The sequence below is a fragment of the Bacillus safensis genome (assembly GCF_039619585.1).
Classification (GTDB): domain Bacteria; phylum Bacillota; class Bacilli; order Bacillales; family Bacillaceae; genus Bacillus; species Bacillus safensis.
This window is the reverse complement of sequence record NZ_CP154909.1, coordinates 3,519,853-3,546,572: the sequence shown is the minus strand read 5'-3', so window position 1 is coordinate 3,546,572 and position 26,720 is coordinate 3,519,853. Positions and strand designations below refer to the sequence as shown.

The 26,720-nt window shown below is 42.3% G+C and carries 25 protein-coding genes; 19 read left to right on the top strand and 6 right to left on the bottom strand.

Going from position 1 to position 26,720, the window contains the following annotated elements; translation table 11 throughout:
- The first annotated feature begins 134 nt into the window (after positions 1-134).
- The 4 genes from AAYR28_RS18245 to AAYR28_RS18230 all read left to right on the top strand — a co-directional run bounded on the left by AAYR28_RS18245 (position 135) and on the right by AAYR28_RS18230 (position 5,274).
- Positions 135-992: a MurR/RpiR family transcriptional regulator gene (locus AAYR28_RS18245; RefSeq protein WP_120207986.1), complete on the top strand. Its 858-nt coding sequence runs from the start codon at positions 135-137 to the stop codon at positions 990-992.
- Positions 993-1,177: 185 nt separating this feature from the next.
- Positions 1,178-2,722 carry a gluconokinase gene (gntK, locus tag AAYR28_RS18240; protein ID WP_024423954.1) on the top strand — a complete coding sequence of 515 codons (1,545 nt, stop codon included), beginning with the start codon at positions 1,178-1,180 and terminating at the stop codon, positions 2,720-2,722.
- Between the two features lie 24 nt (positions 2,723-2,746).
- Entirely contained in the window at positions 2,747-4,075 is a 1,329-nt protein-coding gene (locus AAYR28_RS18235) for a GntP family permease (RefSeq protein ID WP_061110293.1), read from the top strand.
- Between the two features lie 110 nt (positions 4,076-4,185).
- Entirely contained in the window at positions 4,186-5,274 is a 1,089-nt protein-coding gene (locus AAYR28_RS18230) for a hypothetical protein (protein ID WP_061110292.1), read from the top strand.
- Between the two features lie 31 nt (positions 5,275-5,305).
- Here the strand turns inward: AAYR28_RS18230 and AAYR28_RS18225 are convergent, their stop codons facing one another.
- Positions 5,306-6,643, bottom strand: a complete 1,338-nt coding sequence (locus tag AAYR28_RS18225; RefSeq protein ID WP_061110291.1) for an amino acid permease — start codon at positions 6,641-6,643, stop codon at positions 5,306-5,308.
- A 314-nt stretch (positions 6,644-6,957) separates the two neighbouring features.
- On the opposite strand from AAYR28_RS18225, the gene AAYR28_RS18220 reads away from it, so the two are divergent.
- Positions 6,958-8,472 (top strand): methyl-accepting chemotaxis protein, encoded by a 1,515-nt coding sequence (locus tag AAYR28_RS18220; protein ID WP_041118306.1) that lies wholly within the window; start codon positions 6,958-6,960, stop codon positions 8,470-8,472.
- Between the two features lie 40 nt (positions 8,473-8,512).
- On the opposite strand, the gene AAYR28_RS18215 is transcribed toward AAYR28_RS18220, so the two are convergent.
- Positions 8,513-9,496, bottom strand: a complete 984-nt coding sequence (locus AAYR28_RS18215) for a Gfo/Idh/MocA family protein (RefSeq protein WP_061110290.1) — start codon at positions 9,494-9,496, stop codon at positions 8,513-8,515.
- 129 nt (positions 9,497-9,625) lie between these two features.
- A complete protein-coding gene (locus AAYR28_RS18210; protein ID WP_061110289.1) occupies positions 9,626-9,985 on the bottom strand; it encodes a MerR family transcriptional regulator in 360 nt (119 codons plus the stop codon).
- Between the two features lie 301 nt (positions 9,986-10,286).
- Here AAYR28_RS18210 and yidA point away from each other — a divergent pair, with 301 nt between their 5' ends.
- Positions 10,287-11,099 (top strand): sugar-phosphatase, encoded by an 813-nt coding sequence (yidA, locus tag AAYR28_RS18205; RefSeq protein ID WP_061110288.1) that lies wholly within the window; start codon positions 10,287-10,289, stop codon positions 11,097-11,099.
- Between the two features lie 35 nt (positions 11,100-11,134).
- Here the strand turns inward: yidA and AAYR28_RS18200 are convergent, their stop codons facing one another.
- The gene (locus AAYR28_RS18200) at positions 11,135-12,142 is read right to left on the bottom strand and encodes a helix-turn-helix transcriptional regulator (RefSeq protein ID WP_061110287.1); all 1,008 of its coding nucleotides are present in this window, start codon (positions 12,140-12,142) and stop codon (positions 11,135-11,137) included.
- 129 nt (positions 12,143-12,271) lie between these two features.
- On the opposite strand from AAYR28_RS18200, the gene AAYR28_RS18195 reads away from it, so the two are divergent.
- Both AAYR28_RS18195 and AAYR28_RS18190 read left to right on the top strand, forming a co-directional pair.
- Entirely contained in the window at positions 12,272-12,979 is a 708-nt protein-coding gene (locus tag AAYR28_RS18195; RefSeq protein ID WP_034281390.1) for a class I SAM-dependent methyltransferase, read from the top strand.
- Positions 12,976-14,073: a saccharopine dehydrogenase NADP-binding domain-containing protein gene (locus AAYR28_RS18190; protein ID WP_345808894.1), complete on the top strand. Its 1,098-nt coding sequence runs from the start codon at positions 12,976-12,978 to the stop codon at positions 14,071-14,073. Before AAYR28_RS18195 ends, AAYR28_RS18190 begins: the two co-directional genes overlap by 4 nt.
- A gap of 27 nt (positions 14,074-14,100) precedes the next feature.
- Here the strand turns inward: AAYR28_RS18190 and AAYR28_RS18185 are convergent, their stop codons facing one another.
- Complete coding sequence (locus AAYR28_RS18185) at positions 14,101-15,924, bottom strand: acyltransferase family protein (protein WP_345808988.1); 1,824 nt, start codon at positions 15,922-15,924, stop codon at positions 14,101-14,103.
- A 226-nt stretch (positions 15,925-16,150) separates the two neighbouring features.
- Between AAYR28_RS18185 and AAYR28_RS18180 the strand changes: the two genes are divergently transcribed.
- The 11 genes from AAYR28_RS18180 to AAYR28_RS18130 all read left to right on the top strand — a co-directional run bounded on the left by AAYR28_RS18180 (position 16,151) and on the right by AAYR28_RS18130 (position 26,476).
- On the top strand, positions 16,151-17,026 hold the full coding sequence (locus AAYR28_RS18180) for an aldose 1-epimerase family protein (RefSeq protein ID WP_034281388.1): 876 nt from the start codon (positions 16,151-16,153) through the stop codon (positions 17,024-17,026).
- Positions 17,027-17,085: 59 nt separating this feature from the next.
- Positions 17,086-18,030: a sugar-binding transcriptional regulator gene (locus AAYR28_RS18175; protein ID WP_041118292.1), complete on the top strand. Its 945-nt coding sequence runs from the start codon at positions 17,086-17,088 to the stop codon at positions 18,028-18,030.
- 84 nt (positions 18,031-18,114) lie between these two features.
- Complete coding sequence (gene deoC, locus AAYR28_RS18170; RefSeq protein ID WP_061110284.1) at positions 18,115-18,786, top strand: deoxyribose-phosphate aldolase; 672 nt, start codon at positions 18,115-18,117, stop codon at positions 18,784-18,786.
- 166 nt (positions 18,787-18,952) lie between these two features.
- Positions 18,953-20,134: a NupC/NupG family nucleoside CNT transporter gene (locus AAYR28_RS18165; protein ID WP_034281385.1), complete on the top strand. Its 1,182-nt coding sequence runs from the start codon at positions 18,953-18,955 to the stop codon at positions 20,132-20,134.
- A gap of 25 nt (positions 20,135-20,159) precedes the next feature.
- Positions 20,160-21,461, top strand: a complete 1,302-nt coding sequence (locus AAYR28_RS18160; RefSeq protein WP_101676632.1) for a pyrimidine-nucleoside phosphorylase — start codon at positions 20,160-20,162, stop codon at positions 21,459-21,461.
- Positions 21,462-21,652: 191 nt separating this feature from the next.
- Positions 21,653-22,096, top strand: coding sequence for a MarR family winged helix-turn-helix transcriptional regulator (locus tag AAYR28_RS18155; protein ID WP_080701179.1), 444 nt, complete (start codon positions 21,653-21,655; stop codon positions 22,094-22,096).
- A 13-nt stretch (positions 22,097-22,109) separates the two neighbouring features.
- Positions 22,110-22,748, top strand: coding sequence for a nitroreductase family protein (locus AAYR28_RS18150; RefSeq protein WP_041118286.1), 639 nt, complete (start codon positions 22,110-22,112; stop codon positions 22,746-22,748).
- 25 nt (positions 22,749-22,773) lie between these two features.
- Complete coding sequence (locus AAYR28_RS18145) at positions 22,774-23,067, top strand: putative quinol monooxygenase (RefSeq protein WP_024423933.1); 294 nt, start codon at positions 22,774-22,776, stop codon at positions 23,065-23,067.
- A gap of 189 nt (positions 23,068-23,256) precedes the next feature.
- Positions 23,257-25,638 (top strand): immune inhibitor A domain-containing protein, encoded by a 2,382-nt coding sequence (locus AAYR28_RS18140; RefSeq protein ID WP_061110283.1) that lies wholly within the window; start codon positions 23,257-23,259, stop codon positions 25,636-25,638.
- 206 nt (positions 25,639-25,844) lie between these two features.
- Positions 25,845-26,099, top strand: a complete 255-nt coding sequence (locus AAYR28_RS18135) for an ORF6C domain-containing protein (RefSeq protein WP_012011773.1) — start codon at positions 25,845-25,847, stop codon at positions 26,097-26,099.
- A gap of 5 nt (positions 26,100-26,104) precedes the next feature.
- Complete coding sequence (locus tag AAYR28_RS18130; RefSeq protein WP_034281380.1) at positions 26,105-26,476, top strand: DUF1304 domain-containing protein; 372 nt, start codon at positions 26,105-26,107, stop codon at positions 26,474-26,476.
- A 34-nt stretch (positions 26,477-26,510) separates the two neighbouring features.
- On the opposite strand, the gene AAYR28_RS18125 is transcribed toward AAYR28_RS18130, so the two are convergent.
- Positions 26,511-26,675: a hypothetical protein gene (locus tag AAYR28_RS18125; protein ID WP_003214630.1), complete on the bottom strand. Its 165-nt coding sequence runs from the start codon at positions 26,673-26,675 to the stop codon at positions 26,511-26,513.
- Positions 26,676-26,720: the final 45 nt, after the last annotated feature.

Sequence of the window (26,720 nt, the reverse complement as noted above, 5' to 3'; positions counted from 1 at the left end):
AAATCTGTTTTGATCTATTGATCAAAACGATGAATTCATAAAAAAAGAAGTCTGTGCAAACAGGCTTCTTTTTTATAAGATGGGAACATGAGGAAATGTATGCGTTCACATGAATAAGGAAGGAGTGAAGTCAATTGGCTTCTGTCAGTTTAAGTAGTATTGAAAAAATACGAGCAGCAAGCAGAGGATTGCCGCCAAAGCTGAAAGGAATTGCAGAACATATTACAAGTGAACCTGGCGACATTATTCATTTATCAATTGTCGAGCTTGCCAAAAAAACAGCGAGTTCAGAGGCAACGATTTTTCGTCTTTGTAAAAGGCTTGGATTTGAGGGCTTTCAAGATTTGAAGATTGCAATTGCCCAGGAAATAGATCAAACAAAGCCTGATTATGTAGATGAAGAAATGAGTCTTGATGATGATACGGCCATTTTTATGCAAAAGGTTTTTCAGGCGAATATAACCGCATTAAAGGATAGCTTTCAATTGTTGAATCCAGAAGATGTAGAAAAAGCCATACAAATCATTCATGAAGCAAAGCGCTTAGAGTTTTATGGGAGTGGCGGGTCCGGACTCATTGCAACAGATGCTTTTCATAAATTTATGAGGACAGGCATCAACTGCATTGTTCACACCGATTCTCATTTTCAAGCGATGTCTGCCGGTCTTCTCGACCAGCACAGTACAGTGATTGGTATATCTCATTCTGGCCGTAATAAAGATTTACTCGATGCAATGAAAACAGCAAAGGAAAAAGGAGCGAAAACCATCGGTATTACAAGTTATCAACGCTCTCCATTGAGCCAGCTTGCTGATGTCACGTTGTATACTTCGACGCAAGAAACGGCTTTTCGAACAGAAGCGATGTCTGCAAGACTTGCTCAGCTCACTGTCATTGACGTACTATACTTTGCACTTGCTCACTTAAGACAGCAGGAAACTTTAACAAATTTAAAACAAATGAGAGAAACCATTTCACAAAAAAGGGTGTAATGGTTTCAAAAATAAATTTTTCTATTAGTGAAAAATGCCGTTGTGGTAACGATTTTGAGCTTTTAAGTGAAAATAATTTTCTTTTTAGTCGTTGAATGTCGAAAAAATTATTCCTATAATGGGATTTAACAGGTATATCAAAACAATAAAATATGATTTCAAATCAATGATTGGGCGTGATACAGATGAAGGGAAACCAGGCGGTAATTGGTTTGGATATTGGAACAACAAGTACAAAGGCGGTTCTGTTTGGACCACAGGGGAAAGTGATAGCAAAGCATTCGGTTCCTTATGATCTCATTCAGCCCCAGCCAGCATGGGTTGAACAGGACCCTGAACATATATTAGAAGCCGTCATTGCAAGTGTAAGAGGTGCGTTGACAAAAGCAGCATTTGATGCAAAACATCTCATAGGCGTCGGGATTAGTACAGCGATGCATTCCTTGATTGTGATGGATAAGGATGGCAAGGCGTTAACGAACAGTATCATATGGGCAGATAACAGAAGTGCAGAACAAGCCAAGCGAATCACTTCAGACATGGACGGCTTCCAAGTGTATAAAAGAACCGGCACGCCGATTCATCCAATGTCACCGCTTTCAAAAATACGGTGGATCAAGGAAATGGCACCTGATGTCTTTAAGAAGGCAGCGAAATTCATTTCCATCAAAGAATATATTCTTTATCATTTCTTCGGTCAGTATGTCGTCGATTATTCAATCGCTTCAGCAACGGGACTGTTCCGTTTGGAAACGCTTCAATGGGATGAGCAGGCGCTGCGTATTGCTGGAATTGAAGCTGATCAATTGTCTGAACTTGTTCCCACGACGTATCAGCTGAGAGGGCTTCAGCCAGAGATCGCCCTGCGAATGGGCATTGCGGAAGATACACCATTTGTGGTTGGTGCGAATGATGGGGTTCTAGCGAACTTAGGTGTGGGAGCGATTGGAAAAGGTGAGGTGGCTGTCACGATTGGGACAAGCGGTGCAGTCCGTACGGTCGTGGACAAACCAATAACAGATGAACAATCAAGAACGTTTTGCTATGCGCTGACTGATAAGCATTGGGTGGTTGGAGGACCGACGAATAATGGCGGGATCATGCTGAGATGGCTGAAGGATGAATTTGGATCCTCGGAGGTAGAGGTAGCAAAGCGCCTTGGAGTGGACCCTTACGACCTGATGATTGACATTGCGAAAAAAGTTCCAGCCGGCTCAGAGGGGCTGCTGTTTCTGCCATTTTTAACAGGTGAGCGAGCACCTTATTGGAATCCAAATGCGAGAGGCACTTTCTTTGGGATTGGTCTTCAGCATAAGCGTGAGCATTTTATCAGAGCTGTGTTAGAAGGCGTCATTATGAGTGTTTTCTCAATCGGTGTGGCCTTAAGGGATTTAACCGGTTCAGCAAAGGATGTCAGGGCGTCGGGCGGATTTGCGCGATCTCCGCTGTGGCGGCAAATTTTAGCGGATACGATGGGCAGGGAAGTACTTGTTCCAGAAAGCTACGAGGCATCAGCACTTGGGGCGGCTGTGCTCGCACTTCATAGTTTAGGTTATATGGAAGAGATAGAAGAGGTTCAAGATTGGATTCGAATCTCTGCCCGTCATGAACCCAATATGGAGAACAATGAAACATACATAGAACTGTTTTACTTATATGAGCGTCTCTATGACAAACTCAAGGATGAATTTGATGTCATTAGTGCGCTTCAATTAAAACAAAATCATTAAACATCAGGGAAAAGGTGGGAGAGCATGCTTTTATTCATCGTGATTGCCGCAATTGTCCTTTTACTCATCCTCATAACAGTTGCTAAGTTGAATCCGTTTGTGAGTTTAATTATTACCTCTATGTTAGTCGGCTTTGCCACAGGGATGGACCTGCAGGAAATCATTCAATCCATCAAAACGGGGTTAGGCAATACGTTATCATTGCTGGCCATAGTTCTAGCGCTTGGAACCATGCTTGGGAAAATGATGGCTGAATCAGGTGGAGCTGAGCGGATTGCTCACACATTAATCGGCCGGTTTGGGACGAAAAATGTGCATTGGGCGATGATGTTTGTTGCCTTTATTGTGGGAATACCTGTCTTTTTCCAGGTCGGATTCGTTCTTCTCATTCCTTTATTGTTTACGATTGCGATTGAAACGGGCATCTCGCTCGTGACAATTGGGATTTCGCTCATTGCTGGATTGTCTGTCGTTCATGGTCTTGTGCCGCCTCATCCAGCTGCCATGGCAGCTGTCGGCATCTATCATGCCAACGTGGGGAAAACCATTTTCTTTTCCATTATTGTCGGTTTGCCGACAGCTATTATTGCTGGACCGCTGTATGGAAAGTGGATTGGAAAGCGGATTCATAAACCAGTTCCAGAGCTGCTGAGAAAGCAATTTACTGAACGCAATGAAGATCGAAAACTTCCCGGCTTTGCAAATACGATGTTTACGATTTTGGTGCCAGTGATTCTAATGCTTCTTGCCACACTGGCGGATATTATTTTACCAGAGGACAATATTTGGTATCAGGTATTTAAGTACATTGGAGATCCAATTACAGCACTGCTGATTGCAACGGTGTATTCTTTCTTCAGTCTTGGCTTTGTGCAAGGAATGAGCCGTGACCGGGTGCTTTCCTTTAGTAATGAGTGTTTAGGACCGATTGCTTCCATTTTGCTTGTCATTGGAGCAGGCGGGGCTTTCAATAATGTGCTCATCGATTCGGGTGTTGGTGAATATATTGCGGATTTAGCCAAGCATTCGCCAATCTCGCCAATTTTGCTTAGCTGGCTGATTGCTGCGGTTATTCGTGTGGCAACAGGTTCTGCTACGGTCTCCATGATGACCGCAGCTGGTATTGTCGCACCGATTGCTGCATCTATGCCGGATGTGAGCAGAGAGCTTCTTGTGTTAGCAACAGGGGCGGGTTCGTTGATTTTGTCTCACGTCAATGACTCTGGTTTTTGGCTGATCAAAGAGTATTTTGGTATGACCATTAAAGAAACGTTTTTGACATGGACGGCTATGGAGACGATCATTTCTGTTAGTGCTATTGCATTTATTATGATCATTAATATGTTTATATAGTGAAACGCAACAGCCTTATTCTTCGGAATTGGGCTGTTTTTGCTTTTGGCAATACCACCTTTGTCAGATTGGGGTAAAATAAAGATATTGAGAAGCGGGAGGCGGACACGATCGAACCATTAAAACACGTTTATCATGAATTATTTATTGAAGAATTAGCGGAGAAACTTGCACAAGCGTCGACTGGGTTTGATGCTGAAGAATTCCAGCGGCTTGTGTTTCAAAAGGATTGGCAGCAGCTTGAGTTAAAAGGCAGAATGAGAAGAGTCACTGAATCGATGCATGCCTGTCTGCCTAAGGATTATGAGAAGGCCATTGAAGTGCTGCGTCAGACAGCCCCGCATTTTTCAGGACTTAGTGCGCTTGTATTTCCAGACTACGTCGAAACATATGGCCTAGCACATTGGGATATCTCGATCAAGGCGCTCGAATTCTTTACGCCTTTTTCCACTTCTGAATTTGCCGTTCGGCCTTTTCTGATTCAGGATCAAGACAAAATGCTGGCGCAAATGCTTGTATGGTCACAGAATCAAAATGAGCATATTCGGCGGCTGGCTAGTGAAGGATGCAGACCACGTTTGCCATGGGGATTAACTGTTCCTGCGCTTAAAAAGAATCCTTCGGTTACGCTGCCTATTTTAGAAAACTTGAAGTCGGACCCAGCGCGCTATGTGCAAAAAAGTGTAGCGAACCACCTAAATGATATTTCTGCAATTCAGCCTGATTTGATGAAGAAGACGGCTAAAAGCTGGTATGGAACGAATGAACATACGAACTGGATCATCAAACATGCATCTCGTACCTTACTAAAAAAAGGCGATCCAGATATCATGGCTTTGTTTGGCTATGGGGATGATCCATCTGTTCAAGTAACAGATTTGAAGGTAGTGCAGGACCCTATTCGTATTGGAGAGAAAATGACCTTTCAATTTACACTTCAGGCCGCTAAGCCACTAAAGCTGCGTGTAGAGTATGCCATAGACTATGTCAAAGCTCGGGGTACCCGCAATCAAAAGGTATTTAAAATCACAGAGTTTGAAACAAGTTCAGCGTTACATAGAGAATTTATCAGGTCTCAGTCCTTTCAAAATATGACGACGAGAAAGCACTATGAGGGAACCCATACTTTAACGATTATTATCAACGGCATTCCAAAAGCGTCGATTGATTTTGAGGTAACAGAAGATAGCAGCTCATAAAAAAAACCGCCAATTCGGCGGGTTTTGGCGTTTAAGCCTTCTTTTTCATTAAGAATGAAGCGATGATGGCAGCGGCTAAGAAACCAATGCTGATAATGGAGCTAGGCAGGTTTTCTTGTCTGAATAGGAACAAAACAAAGCTCAAACTGAGTACAAGACCTGCAAATAAAGTTAGATACGGAAACAGCCACACCTTGAAATACGGCTCCTGTGGATATTTTGGACGCAGTTTCAGATGTGCCAGACAAATGCTGATCCAAATGAGTGAAACAGCAAAACCAGGAATAGCCAGCATATAGCTGAAAATTTGGTCCGGATATAAGTAAGCAAAAAATGTTCCGATAAGAAGAAATAGAACGGTAACCCATAAACTTAAAATGGGTACGCCTCTTTTGTTGACCCGTGCCAGTTTTTTCGGACCGCCGTCTGATTTAGCCAGAGAATGAATCATTCTCGTCGTTCCATAAATTCCGGAATTAGCCGCAGATAGAACGGCTGTAATCAAGACGAAATTAATGAAGTGAGAGGCGCCTTGCATACCAGCAGCAGAAAAGACTTGGACAAAAGGACTGTTATTTGGGTCAATTTGATTCCAAGGAATAAGGCCGCAGATGATCAAAATCGGCAATGTGTAAAATAAGATAATCCGCCACATCATACTTTTGACTACTCCAGGCAGGACCTTCTCCGCATCCTTTGTTTCAGTAATGGTCAGCCCGATCAATTCAGAGCCTCCATAAGAGAAAATAACCACTAAAAGTGATGCAAAGATCGCACCCCATCCGTTCGGGACGAAGTTTTGATAGTTGGTAAAGGCTGGTGTGCTTTGTTCGTTTGGAATGATCCCAAATAATAATGCTGCACCAAGAATAATAAAGACAATAATAACGAAAATCTTCATTCCAGCGAACCAAAACTCAATTTCACCAAAGTATTTTACATTATTTAAGTTAATTCCGATGACTAAGAGTGAACAAAGTAAACATAGTGACCATAGCGGCACGTTCGGCAGCCAGTATTGAAGCAGACTGCCAGCTGCAATAATCTCAATGACACATACAGTGAGCCACATAAAACAGTAAACCCAGCCGACGACAAATGAAAAACGTTGACCAAGCGCAATTTGTATAAGGTCGCGAAGATTATTTCCCGGATACACAATGGCCATTTCGGCTAATGCTGCCATCACAATGAGGAGCAGCAATCCAGCAAATACATAGGAAAAAATGACCCCAGGGCCTGCTAAACCAATTGTATCGGCACTTCCTTTAAAGATTCCTGTACCAATGACCCCGCCCATCGCAATCATGCGAATGTGACGCGGTGATAAAAGCTTTTTTAATTCTTGTTGCTCCTGATTCGCGCTCATGACGTTCTCCTTTTTTAAAAATGCTTATGTTCCATTTTCTTTTTTCAAGACGTCAGTGTCAATATAAAAAAAGAGATTTTTCAGACAAAAATAGTGGTTGATTCTATCAAAACATATACTTATATCCATAATTCCCTTATTTCATCCATATTCTAAAAATGAAACTTCAAATAAATGAACATTTGCCTTATTTATGACATAAACAATTTTCAGTTTTTGTCGATATATCTTTTGTATTACTAAAGTCCTAATAAAGAATTGTTTATAACTGTAAAATATTTCAAAAATGTAAGAGTTGAAAGGAGTTATGAAAGATGTTTATGAAAAAAGCAAATGATTCATCGGCTGGAATCCTTCTGAGTGAAAGCAGCCAATTAATAGAACGAATCGAAAAGGGAGACCTTTCAGCAAGATTAGATACTGCTGCATTTTCTTCTAGCCAAACAATAGAAGCAGTGGCACAAATGAATGAAGCGCTGCAAAAGATGCAGGAAGCACATGAAAATATTCAAATGCGGGTGGAATTAGTGACAAAAGCCATTCAAGTTGGCTTATGGGATATGGTCGTCATCGCTGGAGACCCGGTCAATCCAAAAAATGAATTCACATGGACGGATGAATTCCGCAGAATGCTCGGCTTTCAAAATGAGCACGATTTTCCAAATCTATTAGACAGCTGGGCATCTCGAATACATCCAGATGAACAAGAATATACATTAGATGCATTTTCTTCGCATTTATTGGATCATTCAGGGCGTACGCCATATGATATCGAATATCGATTGAAGTTGAAAAATGGAGATTATCGCTGGTTCAAAGCAACTGGAACGACCGTTCGTGATCGAAATGGTGTCCCTCTTCGTGTGGCGGGAGCTCTTTTTGATATCCATGATCAGAAATTGAAAGAAGAAGAGCTGCAAGCATTCGTCACAAGATATGACTTAATCAACCGTGCGCTTGTCGAAGCTCCTTGGGACATGGTGGTAGAGGCCGGTGATCCAGTCAATCCAAATAACGAATTTTGGTGGTCTCCGCAGTTCAGAAAAACGCTTGGTTTTACAGACGAAAAAGATTTCCCGAACGTGTTAAGCAGCTGGAGCGACCGTCTGCATCCTGAAGATCAAGAAATGGCTCTTCAAGCATTTGAAGATCATTTAAATGACCACTCTGGACGCACACCGTTTGATATTGATTACAGATTGCAGCGCAAAAATGGGGAGTACCGCTGGTATCATGCGGGTGGTGAAACCATTCGTGATGAAAAAGGTGTTCCTCTTCGTGTAGCAGGAACCATTCGTGACATCACGTTAGAAAAAAACAAAGAGAAAACAGCGAATGAAATGGCTTCACAAGTAGAACAGCTTTCAAGTTCTATTAGCGAGATGGTATCGGGCATTAGCTCTGTGACAAATCAAGCACAGGAGCTTGCTGTTGCTCAAGAGCAGTCAACGTCTGCCGCAAATCTAGCAAAAAATAGTGCAGATGAGACGAAAAACATTTCTGACTTAATCAAAGAAGTGGCGAACCAAACGAACCTGCTTGGTCTGAATGCTGCAATCGAAGCAGCTAGAGCTGGTGAACAGGGCCGCGGATTCTCTGTTGTTGCAGATGAAGTACGGAAGCTGGCGCTGCATAGTGCCAATGCAACGGAAAATATCGAATCTAGTTTAACGGAAATGAAAACACAAATTGATGAAATTCTTGAAAATATCTCGAATATGACAGCTCTTACGCAAACACAGGCTGCTTTAACAGAGCAAGTGAATGCTGCAGTCGATGAAGTGAATCACATGTCTCAGCGTCTTGTGGCGTATTCAAAGAGTATTTAATCGTGAAAAACCGCCCTCTCATAGAAGGCGGTTTTTTTCATTAAATTTGATCTGCTGGGAAAACAATACTTGCATCTTTTCTTGCGGCATCAAGAACTTTCATCACGGAGAGACTTTCATCAAGCCATGCATAGCACTGTTCATGATTTTTTGTTTCAATGATCTGCTGGAAAGCTTCTGCCTCATAATACAGACGGTTTGGATTCGTTTGTGCATTGAGTGAGATGACCCTGTCATCAACATGCAGCAGCACTTCTTCGCACCCATTCGCCCCATTTTTCACATGAATGAAGCCTTTTTCTCCTTGAATCAATGCAAAGTTCATGCTGCTTGTATCCTTACTGCCGACACTTGTCGCAATAAAATCATTGTAAGTGAACGTCAAAACACCAGATGTGTCAATACCGTTTGGATGGCGGTTTGCCTGATATCGGACTTGCTCTGGTGATCCAAAGAGGTTCATGATGAAATGGACATTATAGATGTTAATATCCATCAGCGCTCCTCCAGAGAACTCAGGGTTAAAGACATTTGGCGTTTCGCCGGCTAGCAGCTGATTATATTTGCTTGAATATTGACTATAGTTGCATTGAACCAGTTTGATTTTACCTAATTGATGAAGGTGCTTTTTGATCAAATGATAGTTTGGCATATGAACGGTCGTAATGGCTTCAAATAGGAGAAGCTGCTTTTCCTTTGCGAGAGCGATTAAGGCTTCCAGCTCTTTCACATTAGAGGTGAAAGGCTTTTCGCATATCACATGTTTTCCGTGTTTCAATGCTTTCGTTGCATGCTCGCTATGTAAACGATTCGGTGATGCGATGTAAACGGCTTCTACGTGGGGATCTTCTAGCATAGCAGTTAGATCCGTATAAGTTGTCTGCACCCCAAATTTGTCTGCGAGCTTCTTTGCCGTTGCTTCCTTTCTTGAATAGACAGCGTGACAAGAAGCACCGTCGAGCTGTTCAACCGCTTGCAGGAAGCCTTCCACAATGATACCTGTTCCGATGGCTGCGATGTTCATTCTCAAAACCCCTTCCACTCGTTTAAGCTGACTCTAGTATAACCGATGTTTTCATTGAACGTGTACTGAGATACCTGAGCGAAGGTGTGCCAGTGATCAACACCGGCACACCTTTGGCAGCCCTTACAATCAGCTGATATTTGCTAATGTTTGCTTTGTTAACAATTGAATAGCTGCCTTCCTTTTTTTTAACTCTTGAATAGAGTGCTGGATATCTTCAACTTTTTGCTCGAGCAGCTGTTCAGCTTCTGTTTTTGACTTTCTTTCGAAAAGTGATTTGATAATTTCACGAATTTCTTTAAGCGAGAAATCTAGCTTTCTCGCTTCCGTGATAAATGACAGCATGAGTACATATTTTTTATCATATAGACGATAGCCGTTATGTGCTCTCTTTGGCTCTGGGAGCACTCCCTCATTTTCGTAAAAACGAATGGTTTCAATATGTACACCAGACATTTTTGACAATTTACCTCTCGTAAACGTAATCATTCCCTGCACCTCCTTTCTTTGCTATCCATCATACAATTAGATTTACTCGTTTCAAAACATTCTATAGTGGTGGACAATTGTTCTGTTTTACTAGTTTCAAATGGGGGATCAGCGCGATGAATAGAATGCGTTATAATAGAGTAGACTCATGTGATATTTGTTACAGATATGAACAAGTAGACAGCGTGAAGAAAAAACGATAGGCTAAAATAGGTAAATAGTAATGAAATAACCTGTCATCATCGTAATGGTGGCTCAAAATAGTGACAGCACGTTTTTGCTGAGAAAAGGGGACCAGTGAATGTATAAATTAGTCGCAATTGATATGGATGGTACGTTATTAAATGATCAACATATGGTGCCGGATGAAGTGTTTGAAGCCATTCAACAGGCTAAGGCAGAAGGAATTAAAATTGTCTTATGTACAGGCCGGCCGATTGGCGGGGTAAATCGCTATTTAGCTGATCTTCAGCTTAATCAAGAGGGAGATTATGTGATCGCGTATAATGGAGCACTTGTTCAAAACAGCCATACAAATGAAGTGGTGTCAGAGCTGACATTATCCTATGATGACTTAGCTTCTTTATATGAATTGAGCCGTCAGCTGGATACACCGATGCATTATTTCGATTCAGCCAATTTATACACACCGAATCGCGATATTAGTGAATACACAGTTCTTGAATCCTATTTAACAAAACTGCCGCTTAAGTATTTACCTGTCGAAGAGGCAGATTCATCTATGAGGCTTCCGAAGATGATGTATATTGATCAGCCAGAACGTTTGGAAAAAACGATACAAGCCATCCCATCTGAAGTGAAGGAAAAGTATATGATGGTGAAAAGTACAGATTTCTTCCTTGAAATCCTGCATCCTGATGTGAGTAAGGGAAATGCCGTGAAGCTTCTAGCGAAGGAGCTGGGAATTCCTCGTGAAGAAGTCATGGCTATTGGTGATAACGGGAACGACGTCTCAATGCTAGAGTTTGCGGGCTGCGGCGTCGCTATGGGAAATGCCATTGATGATGTCAAAGCCGTAGCAGATGTTGTAACAAAATCTAATAATGAAGCCGGAGTAGCACATGTCCTGGATGAGCTGGTTTTAGGAAAATAAGAAAAGAGCGGTCTGCCAGTGCGGTAGCCGCTTTTTTATATATTGGAGAAAAAGTAAACAAGCATACGTCTGCTGCTTAAATTCGTCTTTTGCAGCATCGCTTTCACATGATCATGAACGGTATGGGGTGAAATATATAACGTACTCGCAATTTCCTTTGTCGACTGGCCCTTTAATAAGCAGTCGAGGACGTTCATCTCTCTTTCTGTCAGCCTGTACGTTTTCGCTGCATAAGGAAGAATATCATTTGTTTGGGCTCGTTTGATGTGAATCATGACAGCCTTCTCCTGCCTGTCAGCCTGCGCCAATCGAAAGGCTTGAAGGGAAAGAAAGACCCCCGTAGGCATTCTTGTGATGCTTGCTGCTGTTTGATCGGTACCGCCGTATAAAAGTTTAGCGCCTAATGCTCTGAACGGCCGGGGCATGACGGCTTGGTCATGGATTTGCTCAAAGACTTGAAATGTATGAAGCCAATGGAGCCCTGTCTCATTTCCATAAAGAAGCTTGTAATGAGTTGTAAGAATGAGAAATCCTTGCTGCTCCGCCGCATCATCATTTTCAGTGTCCCTTTTTTTGAAAATCTCATCTCTCAGCTTGGCTGCAAGTGACGGTGTTAGATCGATGACTGCTTGTATATCTCGCTTCTGAAAAGGTTCCTTGCCCTGTTGACGATAAAGGCTGGCGATACCCCAGCATTCTCCTTGGATCACAAGGGCTGCCCGCAATTCATCAGACCAACCGTTAGGTATCAAAATATGCAGATAGCGCTCGCTGCTCAGATATTCTCCGCTTTGGACGAGACTCGCAGCATGAATAGGGCCTTTGGCTAGAAACTCATGCTGATGCACGTCCTTTTTTAAAAATTCATTTTGAAAGAGCTGGTCATGAATTTCTTCAATCGGTTCATCAGTGTAGGAACCTGTCGAGAGGAGAGTGGCTGGATCGATGGTTGTGATACAGGCGGCATCAAAATCAATGACAGCAGCAAGCTCGTCCCGAATGTGCTGCCTTAGCTGCTGAAAATGAGTGGCTGGATTGACCACAGGATCTCCTCCTCAAAAACCCCCACTTTTAGGGATCGTTTTTTCTGGTGCCTCTTTTTACAATAAAGATGTCATATCGTTAGTGTACAGGAAACGATGGAAAGCGGAAAGGAACTGGAGGAGAATCATATGAAAGGAAACCAGCATTGGCACGACCCTGTTGCTGAATCATACGCAGCAACGATTTCACATAAAGTACCCGGCTATCACCTTTTGCATGAGTTAACAGTAGATGTATTAGAAACTGAAATAAAGGGAGCGGCCTCTCGTATTCTAACTGTCGGAGCGGGTGGGGGCGAAGAGATCATCAACATGCTTCAGAGAAAAGAAGACTGGCTCATCACAGGAGTCGATCCCTCTGCATCTATGCTGGATATGGCGAAACAGCGGGTTTCAAAGCTCCATATGGAGACGCGTGTCACATGGTATGAGACCGCATTAAACAAGGTGTCTGCTGAAGCTGTTTACGATGCCGCAGTGAGCCTGCTCGTGATTCATTTTGTAGAAAATCGGCTGCCATTTTTACAGGAGATTGCACAAAGGCTTCAACCAGGGGCCCCGTTTGTACTCGCATTTATACAAGGAGAGATGAATTCCAGCGCATTTCAGCAAGAGCTTCATATGCTGTCTCTTTTCATGAAGCGGCAAGGTCTAGGAAAAGAAGTGTTTTCGTCCTTTCATGACAGACTGGGACGTGCAACATATCCTGTGCCTGAGGAGGAAATGAGGGGACATTTAATTGAGGCGGGGTTTCGAGACATCAGACCTTATTTTCAGGCAGGAATGATCAAAGGGCTTGTTTGCAAGCGAGGTCGTAGAAAGGCGGATGAGAGATGAGATCACAGGTAATGGTAATTGGCGGCTATGGACATGTCGGACAGCAAATATGTCTTCAGTTAAGTGAAGTGTATAAAGGGCAAATTGTTGCGGAGGGGAGAAGCTATGAGAAGGCTGAACAATTTTCACAGCAGACCAAAGGCAGAGTCCGTCCTTACAAACTAGATGTTAGAAAGCCATTAGATTCTGACTGGATGAATGAAACAAAGCTGGTGATCATGTGTCTCGATCAAGAAGACACGTCATTTGCTGAAACCGTTCTGCGGGCAGGCATTGATTATATCGATATTTCTGCAAAAGGGGCGTATATGGAGCAAATGGCACAGCTGGATCAGCAGCAAATCAGTGCAACGGCTTTGCTCAGTGTAGGCCTCGCGCCCGGTCTTACAAATTTATTAGCTGCGAAAGCGGCTTCTATGCTTTCATCAGTGGATCAAATAGATATTGGTATTATGCTTGGATTGGGGGATCAGCATGGAAAAGCCGCGATTGAATGGACGATTGATCATGTCCATACTGAATATGAACTCACTGAACATGATCAGCAGAAAAGAGTGAAAAGCTTTACTGGAGGCAGACCGGTCAACTTTGGTGGACAGCTTGGAAAGCGGTATGCCTATCGATTCCCCTTCTCTGATCAACAGACATTGCCTTCCACAATTCATGTGCCATCTGTGACGACAAGGCTTTGTTTTGATTCACGTCTAGCGACGGGTGCATTGGCCTTCACAAGGAGCCTTGGACTGACGTCGTTCCTTACATTACCGAAAATGAAGGATCGAGCCATTTCAATGATACAATCTTCTCAAGTGGGAACAGATCAATATGCGGTCAAAGTGGAAGCGGCAGGGACGGATGGGAAAAAGGTTCATCATGCAGCGCTTGGAATAAAAGGACACGACGAGTCTCAAGCAACAGCTCAAGTCGCCTGTGCTGCGGCCCTGAATTTATTGAACAAGCGTTTTCAGCCAGGGATTTTTCATATTGAAGAATTATTTTCACTAGCATATGAGAACGGGCATTTTGCTTTGGTGGATCAAAAAACAAGGGAAGAGCAGACATTAGCGATAAGGGCCAGCCTTTTGACGGCATAAAAGAAGACTAGCATTCTGCTAGTCTTTTTATGATGACGTTGACACATCCCCTTTTTTCTTAATGCTTGCTGTGATGAGCTGTGTCAGTGTGTCAGAACCTTTTTTTGAAAGGTGGACACCATCGGACTGAAAATAGGATGGCTGTCCAGTAGCGGCTGAATGCCAATCGACCAAGGTGACATTTTGATCTTGATCAGCCACTCGCTGAATGACCGCATTCACATCATTTTCCCATGACCTTGGAACCCTCGTATTCACTAGGAAAATATGTGCCTTAGAAAAGTTTTGAATGAATGCTTTCAGCGTGTCCTCAGTAAAATAACCATTTGTGCCGAGTTCAATGATAACAGCGGCATCAGATTGATTAAATGATTTGTATTGAGGGGCAATGCTGACGGCTTCGTTCATTTGTCTGCCAACTTTCCCATCGATGGTGATTTGTTTATATGCTTTTTCGAGATTCGGCGCAATGTCTAACATGACAGAATCACCAATGGCAAGAACTTGGTGAAATTGTTTTTGGTCAGCTGCTTTTTTCTCGTGCTTTTCTTTCTTTTTCTTCACTTTTGATTCCGGTGGTTCGGCTGTTTTTTTCGGTGCTGTCTTAATTTGCGTCACTTCCTTCACATGTGGGGAGGAAGTGGACGAGTTAGACATGCCAATGATAAATAAGATCAAAAGAGCTGCGGTGATTCCAAGGAACACCTTATTAGATGTAGACCACTGTTTGATTCCTTTTTTCCAAATAGACCAAGAAGAAAAATATTGTCTGAAGCCATGCTGGCGGATCGGCTGTTCGATGAAGCGATAGGAAGCCTCAGCAACTAGTAAAATGGCGATGAGCTGTAATGTGACACGCGCTATGGAAGGCTGTCCAATTTCAATGACCGGTGTGGTCAGTACGATAATGGGGTAATGCCACAGATAAATACCATAAGACCGCTTACCTAGCCAGACGAGCGGCTGAAAGGACAGCCATTTCCCTATAAGACTTGCAGGGTGGCAGACGCACCCAATTAAGATGGCCGCATTCAGACAGAATAAAAGCATGCCGCCCTGATAGAGAAAGGCATCGAAATCGTCCACTGCATAAACACAAAAAAGGAAAATCGCAAACGAACCGAAACCGGCAATATGTAAAATACGTCTGCCAACAGGAAGTAATCTTTTGCTGGATAGTCTTTGCATAGGCCACACAAATGCCAGGCTGCATCCAATCAGGAGCGCAAATGCACGAGTATCTGTTCCATAATAAACCCTGCTTGGATCGGTATCTGGTGAATAAAGAATCGCCATCCATAAGGCAGAGACAAGTGCAAGTCCAAAGGTGATCATAGGCAGATGGGATCTGTTTTTTACCCATTTCAGCCCTGCAATCAACAGTACCGGCCAAATGATATAAAATTGCTCTTCTATTGCCAGAGACCACAAATTTTTCAGTGGAGATAAGGCATTGAAGCTATCAAAATATGAAAGCTGGTGAAAAATGTACCACCAGTTACTGACATAAAAAAAGGACGATATGGCATCGCCACGAATGGACAATAATGCATTTGATCCAGCAATCGCGCACCAGCTGACGGTTATAAAAATCATGATGTAAGCGGCTGGAAGAAGCCTCCTGATCCGTCCCATCCAAAATGGCAAAAGCTCTTGATAGCCTAAATCCTGCTTATGTAACAAGATCGTTGTAATCAAGTAACCAGAAATGACAAAAAATAAATCAACGCCAAGAAACCCACCGCTTGCGGGTCCGATATGTAAGTGATAAGCAATGACTGCCAATACAGCAACGGCTCTTAGTCCATCTAATCCTAAAATATAACGAAAACGATTTTTCTTGCTGTTTATGAAAATGAATCCCCCATCAATGTCAAACGCTTCTTTTTGTTGTTCATTCAAAAGAGCAACGATTCTTTTATTTTATATAAGATTAGACGAATCAGCATTACATTTTGTTGGCGAATTTCTGTCTTTTTTAAAATTTTTTTAATTGATGGGTTAAGAGATGTCGAATTTGATACTCAAAACCAAAATCCCTGTCATAATAAATGAAGAAGGAAAGGGGATGTGTTGAATGAGAACGATCGAAAATGATCAGTTATTGGTTCAGATTCATGAAAAGGGAGCGGAGGTCAGGGAGGTGCTTGACAAGGAAAGCGGGCGTCACTATATGTGGTCTGGTGATCCAGCTTATTGGGGCAGGGTGTCGCCTGTCTTATTTCCGATTGTTGGGCGATTAATGAATGACCAATACAAGATTGACGATCAAACCTTTGAGCTCACGCAGCATGGATTTTTGCGTGATGTCAATTTTGATTTATATGAAGAAACGAAGCATTCGGTGACCTTTCAATATGAATCAAGAGGCCGGCATGTGAAGCAATACCCGTATGAATTTACAGCGCGAATTCGTTATGAACTATTGGAAAATGGACTGAAGATTTCCTGGGAAATTGATCATGACGGAGAGGATACGATGTATTTCTCCATTGGAGGGCACCCAGCATTTCGCATTCCTCTTGTTGAAGGCGAGCAAACAGCAGATTATTCACTCACATTGACACCTTCCACTGATCATCTCCCTGTGCAATATGAACTGCGGAATTCACTTGTCAGGGAGAAAGAAAAAGGCATTCAGCTTGAGCCGATCCAGCTTCGGCCAGAGCTTTTTCAGCATGATGCGATGATTTTTAGCCATATCAATCGAGTGTCATTGACTTCCAAAGGAGGTCACGGGGTTGAGGTTGATCTCACTGGCTTTCCTTTCGTTGGCATTTGGTCACCTTTTGATCAAGAAAAAGGAACGATGGCTCCTTTTGTTTGTATTGAGCCTTGGTATGGCATCGCCGATATGGAAGGGACGAATGGGCAGTATAAAGAGAAGTTTGGTATTCAAACATTAGAAAAGAATGAGACCTTTCATGCCGCTTATACGATTTTCTTCAAATGAACATTTGTGCATGATGAGGTGAACAATTTGTTATGATAGAAGAAAAAGGGGGCGTATGAATGGATCGAGAGAAACAACAGCTGAGTATTGAAGCGGCAAGGCTTTACTATTTGTCTGATTACAGCCAGCAGGAAATTGCCAAACAGCTCGACCTGTCGAGACCGACTGTATCTCGGCTGCTTCAATATGCGAAAGAGAAGGGGTACGTCCAGATTACGGTGATGGATCCGTTTGAAGATTTAAATGAGCTTTCTTCATTGCTCAAGGAAAAATATGACCTGCTCGAAGCTCATGTGGTGTTTTCGCCGAAGGACGACTATCCAACCATCACCGATTATTTGAGCCGATTTGGTGCAGATTACTTGCAAGAAACGGTGAAAGACGGTGATATCGTTGGCGTGAGCTGGGGAACGACTATGTATCAAATTGCACAAAAGATGCAACCTAAACAGGTAAAAGGTGTAGAGGTTGTCCAGCTCAAGGGTGGAATCAGCCATTCTCATGTGAATACATATTCTGCGGAAACCATCCAGCTGTTTGCTGAGGCCTTTCAAACAGCACCGCGCTATTTGCCGCTTCCTGTTGTATTTGATAGTGCTGCCGTCAAGGAAATGGTTGAGCAGGACAGACATATTCAGCGAATTATTGAAATGGGCAAGCAGGCGAATATCGCTGTGTTTACTGTTGGAACGGTAAGAGATGAGGCGCTATTGTTTAGACTAGGTTATTTCCGTGAAGAAGAAAAAGCGCTCCTCAAGCAATCCAGTGTCGGAGACATTTGCTCGCGCTTTTATGATCAAGATGGACGCATTTGCAGTGAAGCCATTAACAATCGCACAATTGGCGTGGAGTTAGATGATTTAAGGACAAAAGAACGATCCATTCTTGTCGCTGGCGGTCATCGAAAGGTGGCTTCTATACATGGCGCACTAAGAGGAAAATATGCGAATGTATTGATCATCGATCAGCACACAGCGAGGGCTCTTTTAAATGTCACAAAATAGATGAACAAAATTTCATAACTATGTTTACAATTGTTCACTCGTCATATATGATGAAAGTATCATAATTAAAAGGAAGTGTGAAGCATGACGATAGCAAAGCTCATTGATCATACAGCACTAAAACCAGATACAACTAGAGCTGCAATTATGCAGTTAATTGAAGAAGCAAAGACTCATCAATTTGCATCTGTTTGCGTAAACCCAACTTGGGTATCTCTAGCGTCGAAAGAACTAGCAGGAACAGGTGTAGATGTATGTACAGTCATCGGTTTCCCGTTAGGCGCAAACACAACAGCGGTAAAAGCATTCGAAACAAAGGATGCCATTGAAAACGGTGCTACAGAAGTGGACATGGTCATCAATGTTGCGGCATTGAAAGACGGCGAATATGATGTGGTTGAACAAGATATTCGTGCAGTTGTAGACGCAGCAAAAGGCAAAGCATTAGTGAAAGTCATTATTGAAACATGTTTACTTACTGATGAAGAGAAAGTCAAAGCTTGTGAGCTTTCAGTGAAAGCCGGCGCTGATTTTGTGAAAACATCGACTGGATTTAGTACAGGCGGTGCGACTGCTGAGGACATCGCATTAATGCGTAAAACAGTAGGGCCTGACATCGGTGTGAAAGCATCAGGCGGCGTGAGAACAAAAGAAGACGTTGAGGCAATGACAGCAGCAGGTGCTACCCGTATTGGCGCTAGTGCAGGCGTTTCCATTATCAAAGGGGATCAATCAGCTCCTTCGAAAGACTATTAATTCATACGATCCTATGGTAGGATAACATTCATGACTCATAAATGATGAAAAAGTCATATGCGGAAGGATCTCACTTCTGGGAATTTCTTCCGCGTTTTGTTTACAAAATAGGGTTTGTTCTATACAAGCGCATTAATGTAAACGAATTCATTCAAGGAGGAAAAACATGAAATACGTGATTGGTATCATCGGTTTGCTAGTGATTCTCGCCATTGCATGGCTGGCTAGTAATGGGAAAAAACGAGTGAAATTCCGTCCAGTAATTGTCATGATTGTACTGCAATTTATTTTAGGTTATATTCTGCTCAATACAGGTGTTGGAAACTTCCTAGTCGGAGGCTTTGCAAAAGGATTCCAAATGCTTCTAGGCTATGCCGGTGAAGGAATCAACTTTGTATTTGGCGGGTTAATGAATGATAAAGCGTCCACTTTCTTCATCAACGTCTTACTGCCGATCGTCTTTATCTCGGCGTTAATCGGTATCCTGCAGCATTGGCGGATTCTTCCGCTTATCGTACGCGGAATCGGATATTTGCTTAGTAAAGTAAACGGTATGGGGAAACTAGAATCTTACAACGCAGTAGCGTCTGCGATTTTAGGTCAATCAGAAGTCTTTATTTCTATTAAGAAACAGCTTGGATTATTACCTCAGCAGCGTCTTTATACATTATGTGCATCTGCAATGTCGACGGTATCGATGTCGATTGTTGGTGCATACATGCAAATGATTAAACCAGAGTACGTGGTTACAGCACTTGTGCTGAACCTATTTGGTGGATTTATTATCGCATCGATCATCAATCCATATGAAGTGTCTAAGGACGAAGACATGCTTGAAGTCGTCGAGGAAGAAAGACAATCCTTCTTCGAAATGCTTGGCGAATACATTATGGATGGTTTCAAAGTAGCGATTGTTGTTGCTGCAATGTTGATTGGATTCGTTGCATTAATTGCGATGATTAACGGTATCTTTACAGCAGTCATTGGTGTTTCTTTCCAAGATGTACTTGGATATGTCTTTGCTCCATTTGCGTTCCTTGTTGGTGTACCTTGGAGCGAAGCGGTACAAGCAGGAAGCATTATGGCAACCAAAATGGTATCGAACGAATTTGTTGCGATGCTCGCTCTATCTGGAGACGGTCTGCATTTCACTGCTCGTACAGAAGCGATCATTTCTGTATTCCTTGTATCATTTGCGAACTTCTCTTCTATCGGTATCATTGCTGGAGCAGTCAAAGGCTTAAACGAAAAGCAAGGGAACGTCGTCGCACGATTTGGATTAAAGCTGTTATTCGGTGCAACTCTTGTCAGCTTCTTAACAGCAGGTGTAGTCGGTTTAATTTTCTAATTTAAAAAAAGGAATGGTGAAAACAATGAGAATGGTAGATATCATTGCGAAAAAACGTGACGGAAAAGAATTATCTTCAGAGGAAATTTCTTTCTTTGTCAAAGGTTATACGGATGGAACAATTCCTGACTACCAAGCAAGTGCCTTGGCTATGGCAATTTTCTTCCAAGATATGACGGATCAAGAACGTGCAGACTTAACACTCGCTATGGCGAACTCAGGAGATACAATTGACCTGTCTGCCATTGACGGTATTAAAGTAGACAAGCACTCAACAGGCGGAGTAGGCGATACAACAACGCTTGTACTCGCCCCTCTTGTTGCAGCACTAGATGTACCTGTTGCGAAAATGTCTGGGCGCGGCCTTGGGCATACAGGCGGTACAGTGGACAAGCTTGAAGCGGTGAAAGGCTTCCACGTAGAAATTACAAAAGACGAATTCATCGAGCTCGTGAACCGTCATAAAGTAGCGGTCATTGGGCAATCAGGCAACCTGACACCAGCTGATAAAAAGCTGTATGCTCTTCGTGATGTGACAGGAACTGTTAACTCAATTCCGCTTATTGCAAGCTCCATTATGAGTAAGAAAATCGCTGCTGGTGCAGATGCGATTGTACTTGATGTGAAAACAGGCGCAGGTGCTTTCATGAAAACACCAGAAGACTCAGAAAAGCTTGCAAAAGCCATGGTTCGCATCGGTAACAACGTAGGCAGACAAACAATGGCGGTCATCTCTGATATGTCTCAGCCGCTAGGATTAGCGATTGGGAATTCCCTTGAAGTGAAAGAAGCGATTGACACACTTAAAGGCGAAGGCCCTGAAGACTTAAACGAGCTTGTGCTCACATTAGGAAGTCAAATGGTCGTTCTTGCGAAAAAAGCAGAAACGCTTGATGAAGCAAGAGAAAAGCTAATTGAAGTCATGAAAAACGGTAAAGCACTTGAGAAATTCAAGGAATTCTTAGAAAACCAAGGTGGAGACGGCTCGATTGTAGATCAACCAGAAAAACTGCCGCAAGCACCTTACAAAATTGAAGTACCTGCCAAAGAATCAGGTGTCGTAGCTGAAATCGTCGCGGATGAAATTGGTGTTGCAGCGATGATCCTTGGAGCAGGACGCGCAACAAAAGAGGACGATATCGACCTATCTGTCGGCATCATGCTGAACAAAAAAGTGGGAGATCGTGTTGAAAAAGGAGATTCACTTGTGACTCTGCATGCGAATCGTGAAGATGTTGCAAATGTCATGGAGAAAATTTATGACAACATCCGCATTGCTGATCATGCCGATGCACCAACATTGATCCACACGGTCATTACTGAATAAAGAAAAAGGACAAAAGCGATTCGTCGCTTTTGTCTTTTTTTATGGTCATTTTAGCTCGTCTTTTTCTATTGAAATAAAAAAATTCACTTTATGAAACAAACCTCTTGCAATCATCAAACAATGGGTGTATATTAATTGACGAGTCAATGATTGATATATCAAGCAATTGATTTCTGAATAGAAAAGAGGGGATGGCATTGACTGCATTTTGCTCTGAAGAGGCAGAGATATTATATCGTTTGCAGTGCGTGAACCGTATGATGGGCGTGAAGTTCGAAGCATGTACGGGCATCAGCCAATCAAGACTTGAGTTGCTATCGCTGTTATTCCAAGCCGATGAAATCAGCCAATCAGATTTGCAGAAAAAAGTAAATATTGATAGTGCAGCTGTGACGCGTCATTTAAAACAGCTGGAAACAAAAGGAATGGTCACACGCAGAAGAAAACCAGAAGATAATCGAGTCACACTTGTCCGCTTAACAGAGGAAGGCAGAACGAGAATCGAAGCTTCTAAAATAGAAAAAGAACGATTTATCTCAGAAATGCTTGAAAACGTAAGTGAAGAAGAACGAAGGCTTCTCACTGATGTGCTCATCCGTATACAACAAAACATCGAAAAGATTCAAACAACCTAAAGGAGTGTTACACATGGCTACAACATTAAAAACAAACGATTTTATGGAAATTATGAAAGGGCGCCGCTCTATTCGTAACTATGATCCATCTGTGAAAATCAGCAAAGAAGAAATGACAGAGATTTTAGAAGAAGCAACAACTGCACCATCATCAGTAAATGCACAACCATGGCGCTTCATGGTGATTGACAGCCCAGAAGGAAAAGAAAAGCTTGCACCACTTGCAAAATTCAACCAAACTCAAGTGTCAACATCAGCAGCTGTCATTGCAGTTTTTGCAGATATGAAAAACAATGAATACTTAGAAGAAATTTATTCAAAAGCAGTAGAAAATGGCTACATGCCGCAAGAAGTGAAAGAAAGACAAATTGCTGCATTAACTGCACATTTTGAAGCTCTTCCAGAACAAGTGAATCGTGAAACAATCTTAATTGACGGTGGACTTGTGTCTATGCAGCTTATGCTTGCTGCACGTGCACACGGTTATGATACAAATCCAATTGGCGGATATGATAAAGAAGTCATCGCTGAAACATTTGGATGGGATAAAGAACGTTATGTACCAGTCATGCTTCTGTCCATTGGGAAAGCGGCTGACGAAGGTTATGCATCTTACCGTTTACCGATCGACCGTATCACAGAGTGGAAATAATTTTTAAAAAAAGGGAGACGATCACATGATCATTATTCATGCAGGGATGACCATTCATCCAGAAAAAGAAAACGTATTTTTAGAAGAAATCAACGAATTAATGAAAGCTTCACAGGCTGAAGAAGGCAATGTTTCCTACAAGCTGTTCAAGGATACAGAAAAGGAAAATACATTTTTAATGGTAGAAGTGTGGAAAGATGACGCTGCGGTTCAGAGCCATAATGCAAGTGCTCATTTCCAGGCTTTCGTAGCGAAGGCAAAAGAATTCTTAGCCGCTCCACTTGACGTGGTTGCCTTTCAAGGCCAGCAGCTTTCATAGAAAAACAACAAACACCCTAGGCGGTTATCGCCTAGGGTTCTTTTATTTTCGACAAATGGTTCCACCCATTTCATTCACGTATTGTGCATTTTCCACAAAATTTCTGAAAATAAAATGTTTTTCGACTTAACTATATTGGAATATGCTAGAATTAGATATTATTTATTACCAAAATAGGGAGGAACCAATATGAAAAAAGGGAAATGGACGAAAATTGCACTAACCGCTGTCCTAAGTTTAGGCACATTGACAGCTTTCAGCACCCCTCTATCTGCCCACACCACAGAAAAATCAACATCCTCAGATGGCGGTCATTATTCAGGTATTCCATTTGACTCAAGTGTCGTGAATGAAGACCGTCTTATCAAAGCCTTGAAAAAACAAGGAAAGATCAAAAAGAATGCCAATGAGGCAGAAACCCAAAAAGCATTAAAGAACTATCTAAAGAAAAAAGAAGAATCGGCAATGAAACAAAGTGCCAGCACCTTAACAGAAGAGCCTGAATTCCTGAAAGAATACAAACAAGAGGTACATAACAAACTTGCCAAAAAGAAAAAATTAAAGAAGCATAAAGGAAAAGAAGGCAATCAAGTAAAACCGGTCAAAAAGGAAAAGTATAAAGGTGACGTCCGCAATGATAAAGTATTGGTTTTATTAGTAGATTTTAAAGATTATAAGCATAATAGTATCAAAAAAGAAGAGACTGATATGTACTATGACAAGTACGATCAACAGCACTATCAAGATATGCTTTTCGGAAAAAATGGCTACATCGGTCCAGATGGGAAACGGAAAGTATCCATGAAGCAATATTATGAAAAGCAGTCTGGCGGCAGTTACACAGTTAGTGGAACAGTTGCAGGTTGGTATACAGCGAAGCATGAAGCAGCTTATTACGGCGGGAACGTACCTGACGATTCAGGCAGTGACGGCAGACCGCGCGAATTGGTGAAAGAAGCACTCGAAGCAGCAGCAAAAGATCCGAATATTGATCTCAGCGAGTATGATCAATGGGATCGCTATGATATTGATGGCGACGGGGTTTATAACGAGCCAGACGGCATCATTGACCATCTGATGGTCGTTCACGCCGGCGTAGGTGAAGAAGCAGGCGGCGGTCAACTTGGCGCTGATGCGATTTGGTCACACCGCTGGTCACTTGGTGATGTATTTGAAATTCCGGATACTGAATCTGAAGTCGGACAAGGCGGGAAATTAGGTGCTTTGGATTACACCATTGAGCCTGAAGATGGCGCAGCAGGTGTGTTCACACATGAATTCGGACATGATCTTGGTCTTCCTGACGAGTACGATACACAGTACACAGGCAGAGGAGAGCCCGTTTCTTACTGGTCGATCATGTCAAGCGGAAGCTGGGCAGGTAAAGTTCCTGGTACGGAACCAACAGGCTTTAGCCCATATGCGAAAGAAATGCTTCAAAATCTGCATGGGGGCAACTGGCTTTCTGGACAAACCATCGATGGTAAAACATTAAAGAAAAGCAAAACAGTATTAATTGATGAAGCAGCAACAAAAGGAACGAACCATGATGCCGTTCGAGTCGATTTACCAGATAAAGAGATTGTCGTCACGACACCTGCTCAAGGGAAATATTCGTACTTCAGCGGAACGGGTGACAATTTGAATGCAACCATGACGACAACAGGTATTGATTTGTCAAAAGGAAGCAAAGCAGAGCTGACATTTAAAGCATGGTACGATATTGAAGAAGATTATGATTATGCGTATGTCGAAGTGCGTGAAACAGGGACTGATCAATGGAAGACCATCGCGGGTAACATCACGAATGATCGAAATGAAGCAGGTGCAAACGAAGGCAATGGCATCGACGGAAAATCAGACGGCTGGGTAGATGCAGCCTTTGACCTGTCTGCTTATGCAGGGAAGAAAATCGACCTGCAATTCCGTTACACAACTGATGCAGGCTATGCACTTCCAGGCTTATTCGTAGATGACCTGAACATCACCGCAGATGGAGCGAAAGTATGGTCAGATGATGCCGAGGGCACGTCTACTTTTACCTTTAATGGATTCTCAAAATCTAATGGAAAACAATATGCAGCACAATACTATTTACTAGAGTGGCGCTCTTATGCTGATGTCGATAAAGGCTTAAAGCATATTAAACGCGGGGCAAGTCTGATGAGCTATAATAACGGGTTGGTCGTTTGGTATGTCGATCAATCATACAGTGATAACTGGGTAGGAAAACATCCGGGGAACGGATTCCTTGGCGTAGTAGATGCAGATCAGCAAGTATTAAAATGGAGTGACGGTTCCATTGCCGCCACAGGGTTCCAAGTACATGATGCAGCATTCTCTTTGAATCCAAGTACGAAGCTGAATATAGATTATACAGCAACAACGGGCTTAACTTTGCAAGATCGCTACATTCGACCGGCTCGTACATTTAGTGATAAAAAGAACTATGTGAATCCAAACAACCCAGATGCAGGACGCGATGTACCGACATATGGGTTATCCTTTAAAGTCGTTGGACAAAGTAAGGATCGTTCTGTTGGAAAGGTATTAATTTCGAAAAGTAACTAAATAGAAAGCCGGATTCTACCATTGAATCCGGCTTTTTGATATGTGAGAAAAGGATTGTGAGGGCACGATTGTTTTTTAAATCGAATGTCTGTTCTTTTTTATTTTGATATCCGAATGAAACCATTATATAATAGACACTGGAAGGTTTTTCTTTCAACCATGATTCTTTTTAGCTGTTAAAACAAAGGAAAGGATGAGCGTTACCAATGAGTTGTGTCACTGCCAAGCAATTAAAGGTGATTCGAGGGACGATGCAGACTTTTTGCAGCCATTTGGAGTATGATGGCCACGGTAAGCTTCATATCAATACCATCATGGCTTTTATTAAAAAGGAATTCGGCGTGAGAAAAATGAAAGACATTCCACAAAGTCGCTTTACAGAAGCGCTAGAATTAATACAAGACTTTGATTTATACACGGACAAAATAGAGATTCGTGACCGTCTATCAGAAAGGAATTAACTAAATTGAATATTTTAGCAATGATTTTAGTAGGAATTGTCGCATTAGAACACATTGTCATCATGTTATTAGAAATGTTTTTTATGGAATCAAAGATGGCGAAGCGATCTTTTAAGCTGCCAGAACACTTGCAAAAAGATCCAAATGTCAAAGTAATGTTTGCCAATCAGGGGCTTTATAACGGGTTTTTAGCTGCAGGACTCATTTGGGGGCTCATTCTTGGATCGAATACCGTTGGATATATGATTCAGCTGTTTTTCATTCTTTGTGTGATCATCGCAGCAGTATTTGGCGGTGTAACATCCAATAAATCAATTATCATCAAACAAGGAGTACCAGCACTGCTTGCACTCATTGCACTGATGCTGGCGATCTAATCTTAAATAAAGCCGCCCTTGGTGAGGGCGGCTTTTATCTTTTTCGAAGACCCATCAAACGAATAATGGATGTTAGACAAAGGGCAACGGCAACGGCCAAAATGATTTTTCCGTACATGACCCCCGTTAGGTTCATCAAAAAGACGGCCAATATAATACAGAGCGTGATGATGATCATCACAATCGAATAGGTTTTCATCTCTTTTCCACTCCTTTAAAAATCCCCTCATGTGACGAGAGATCT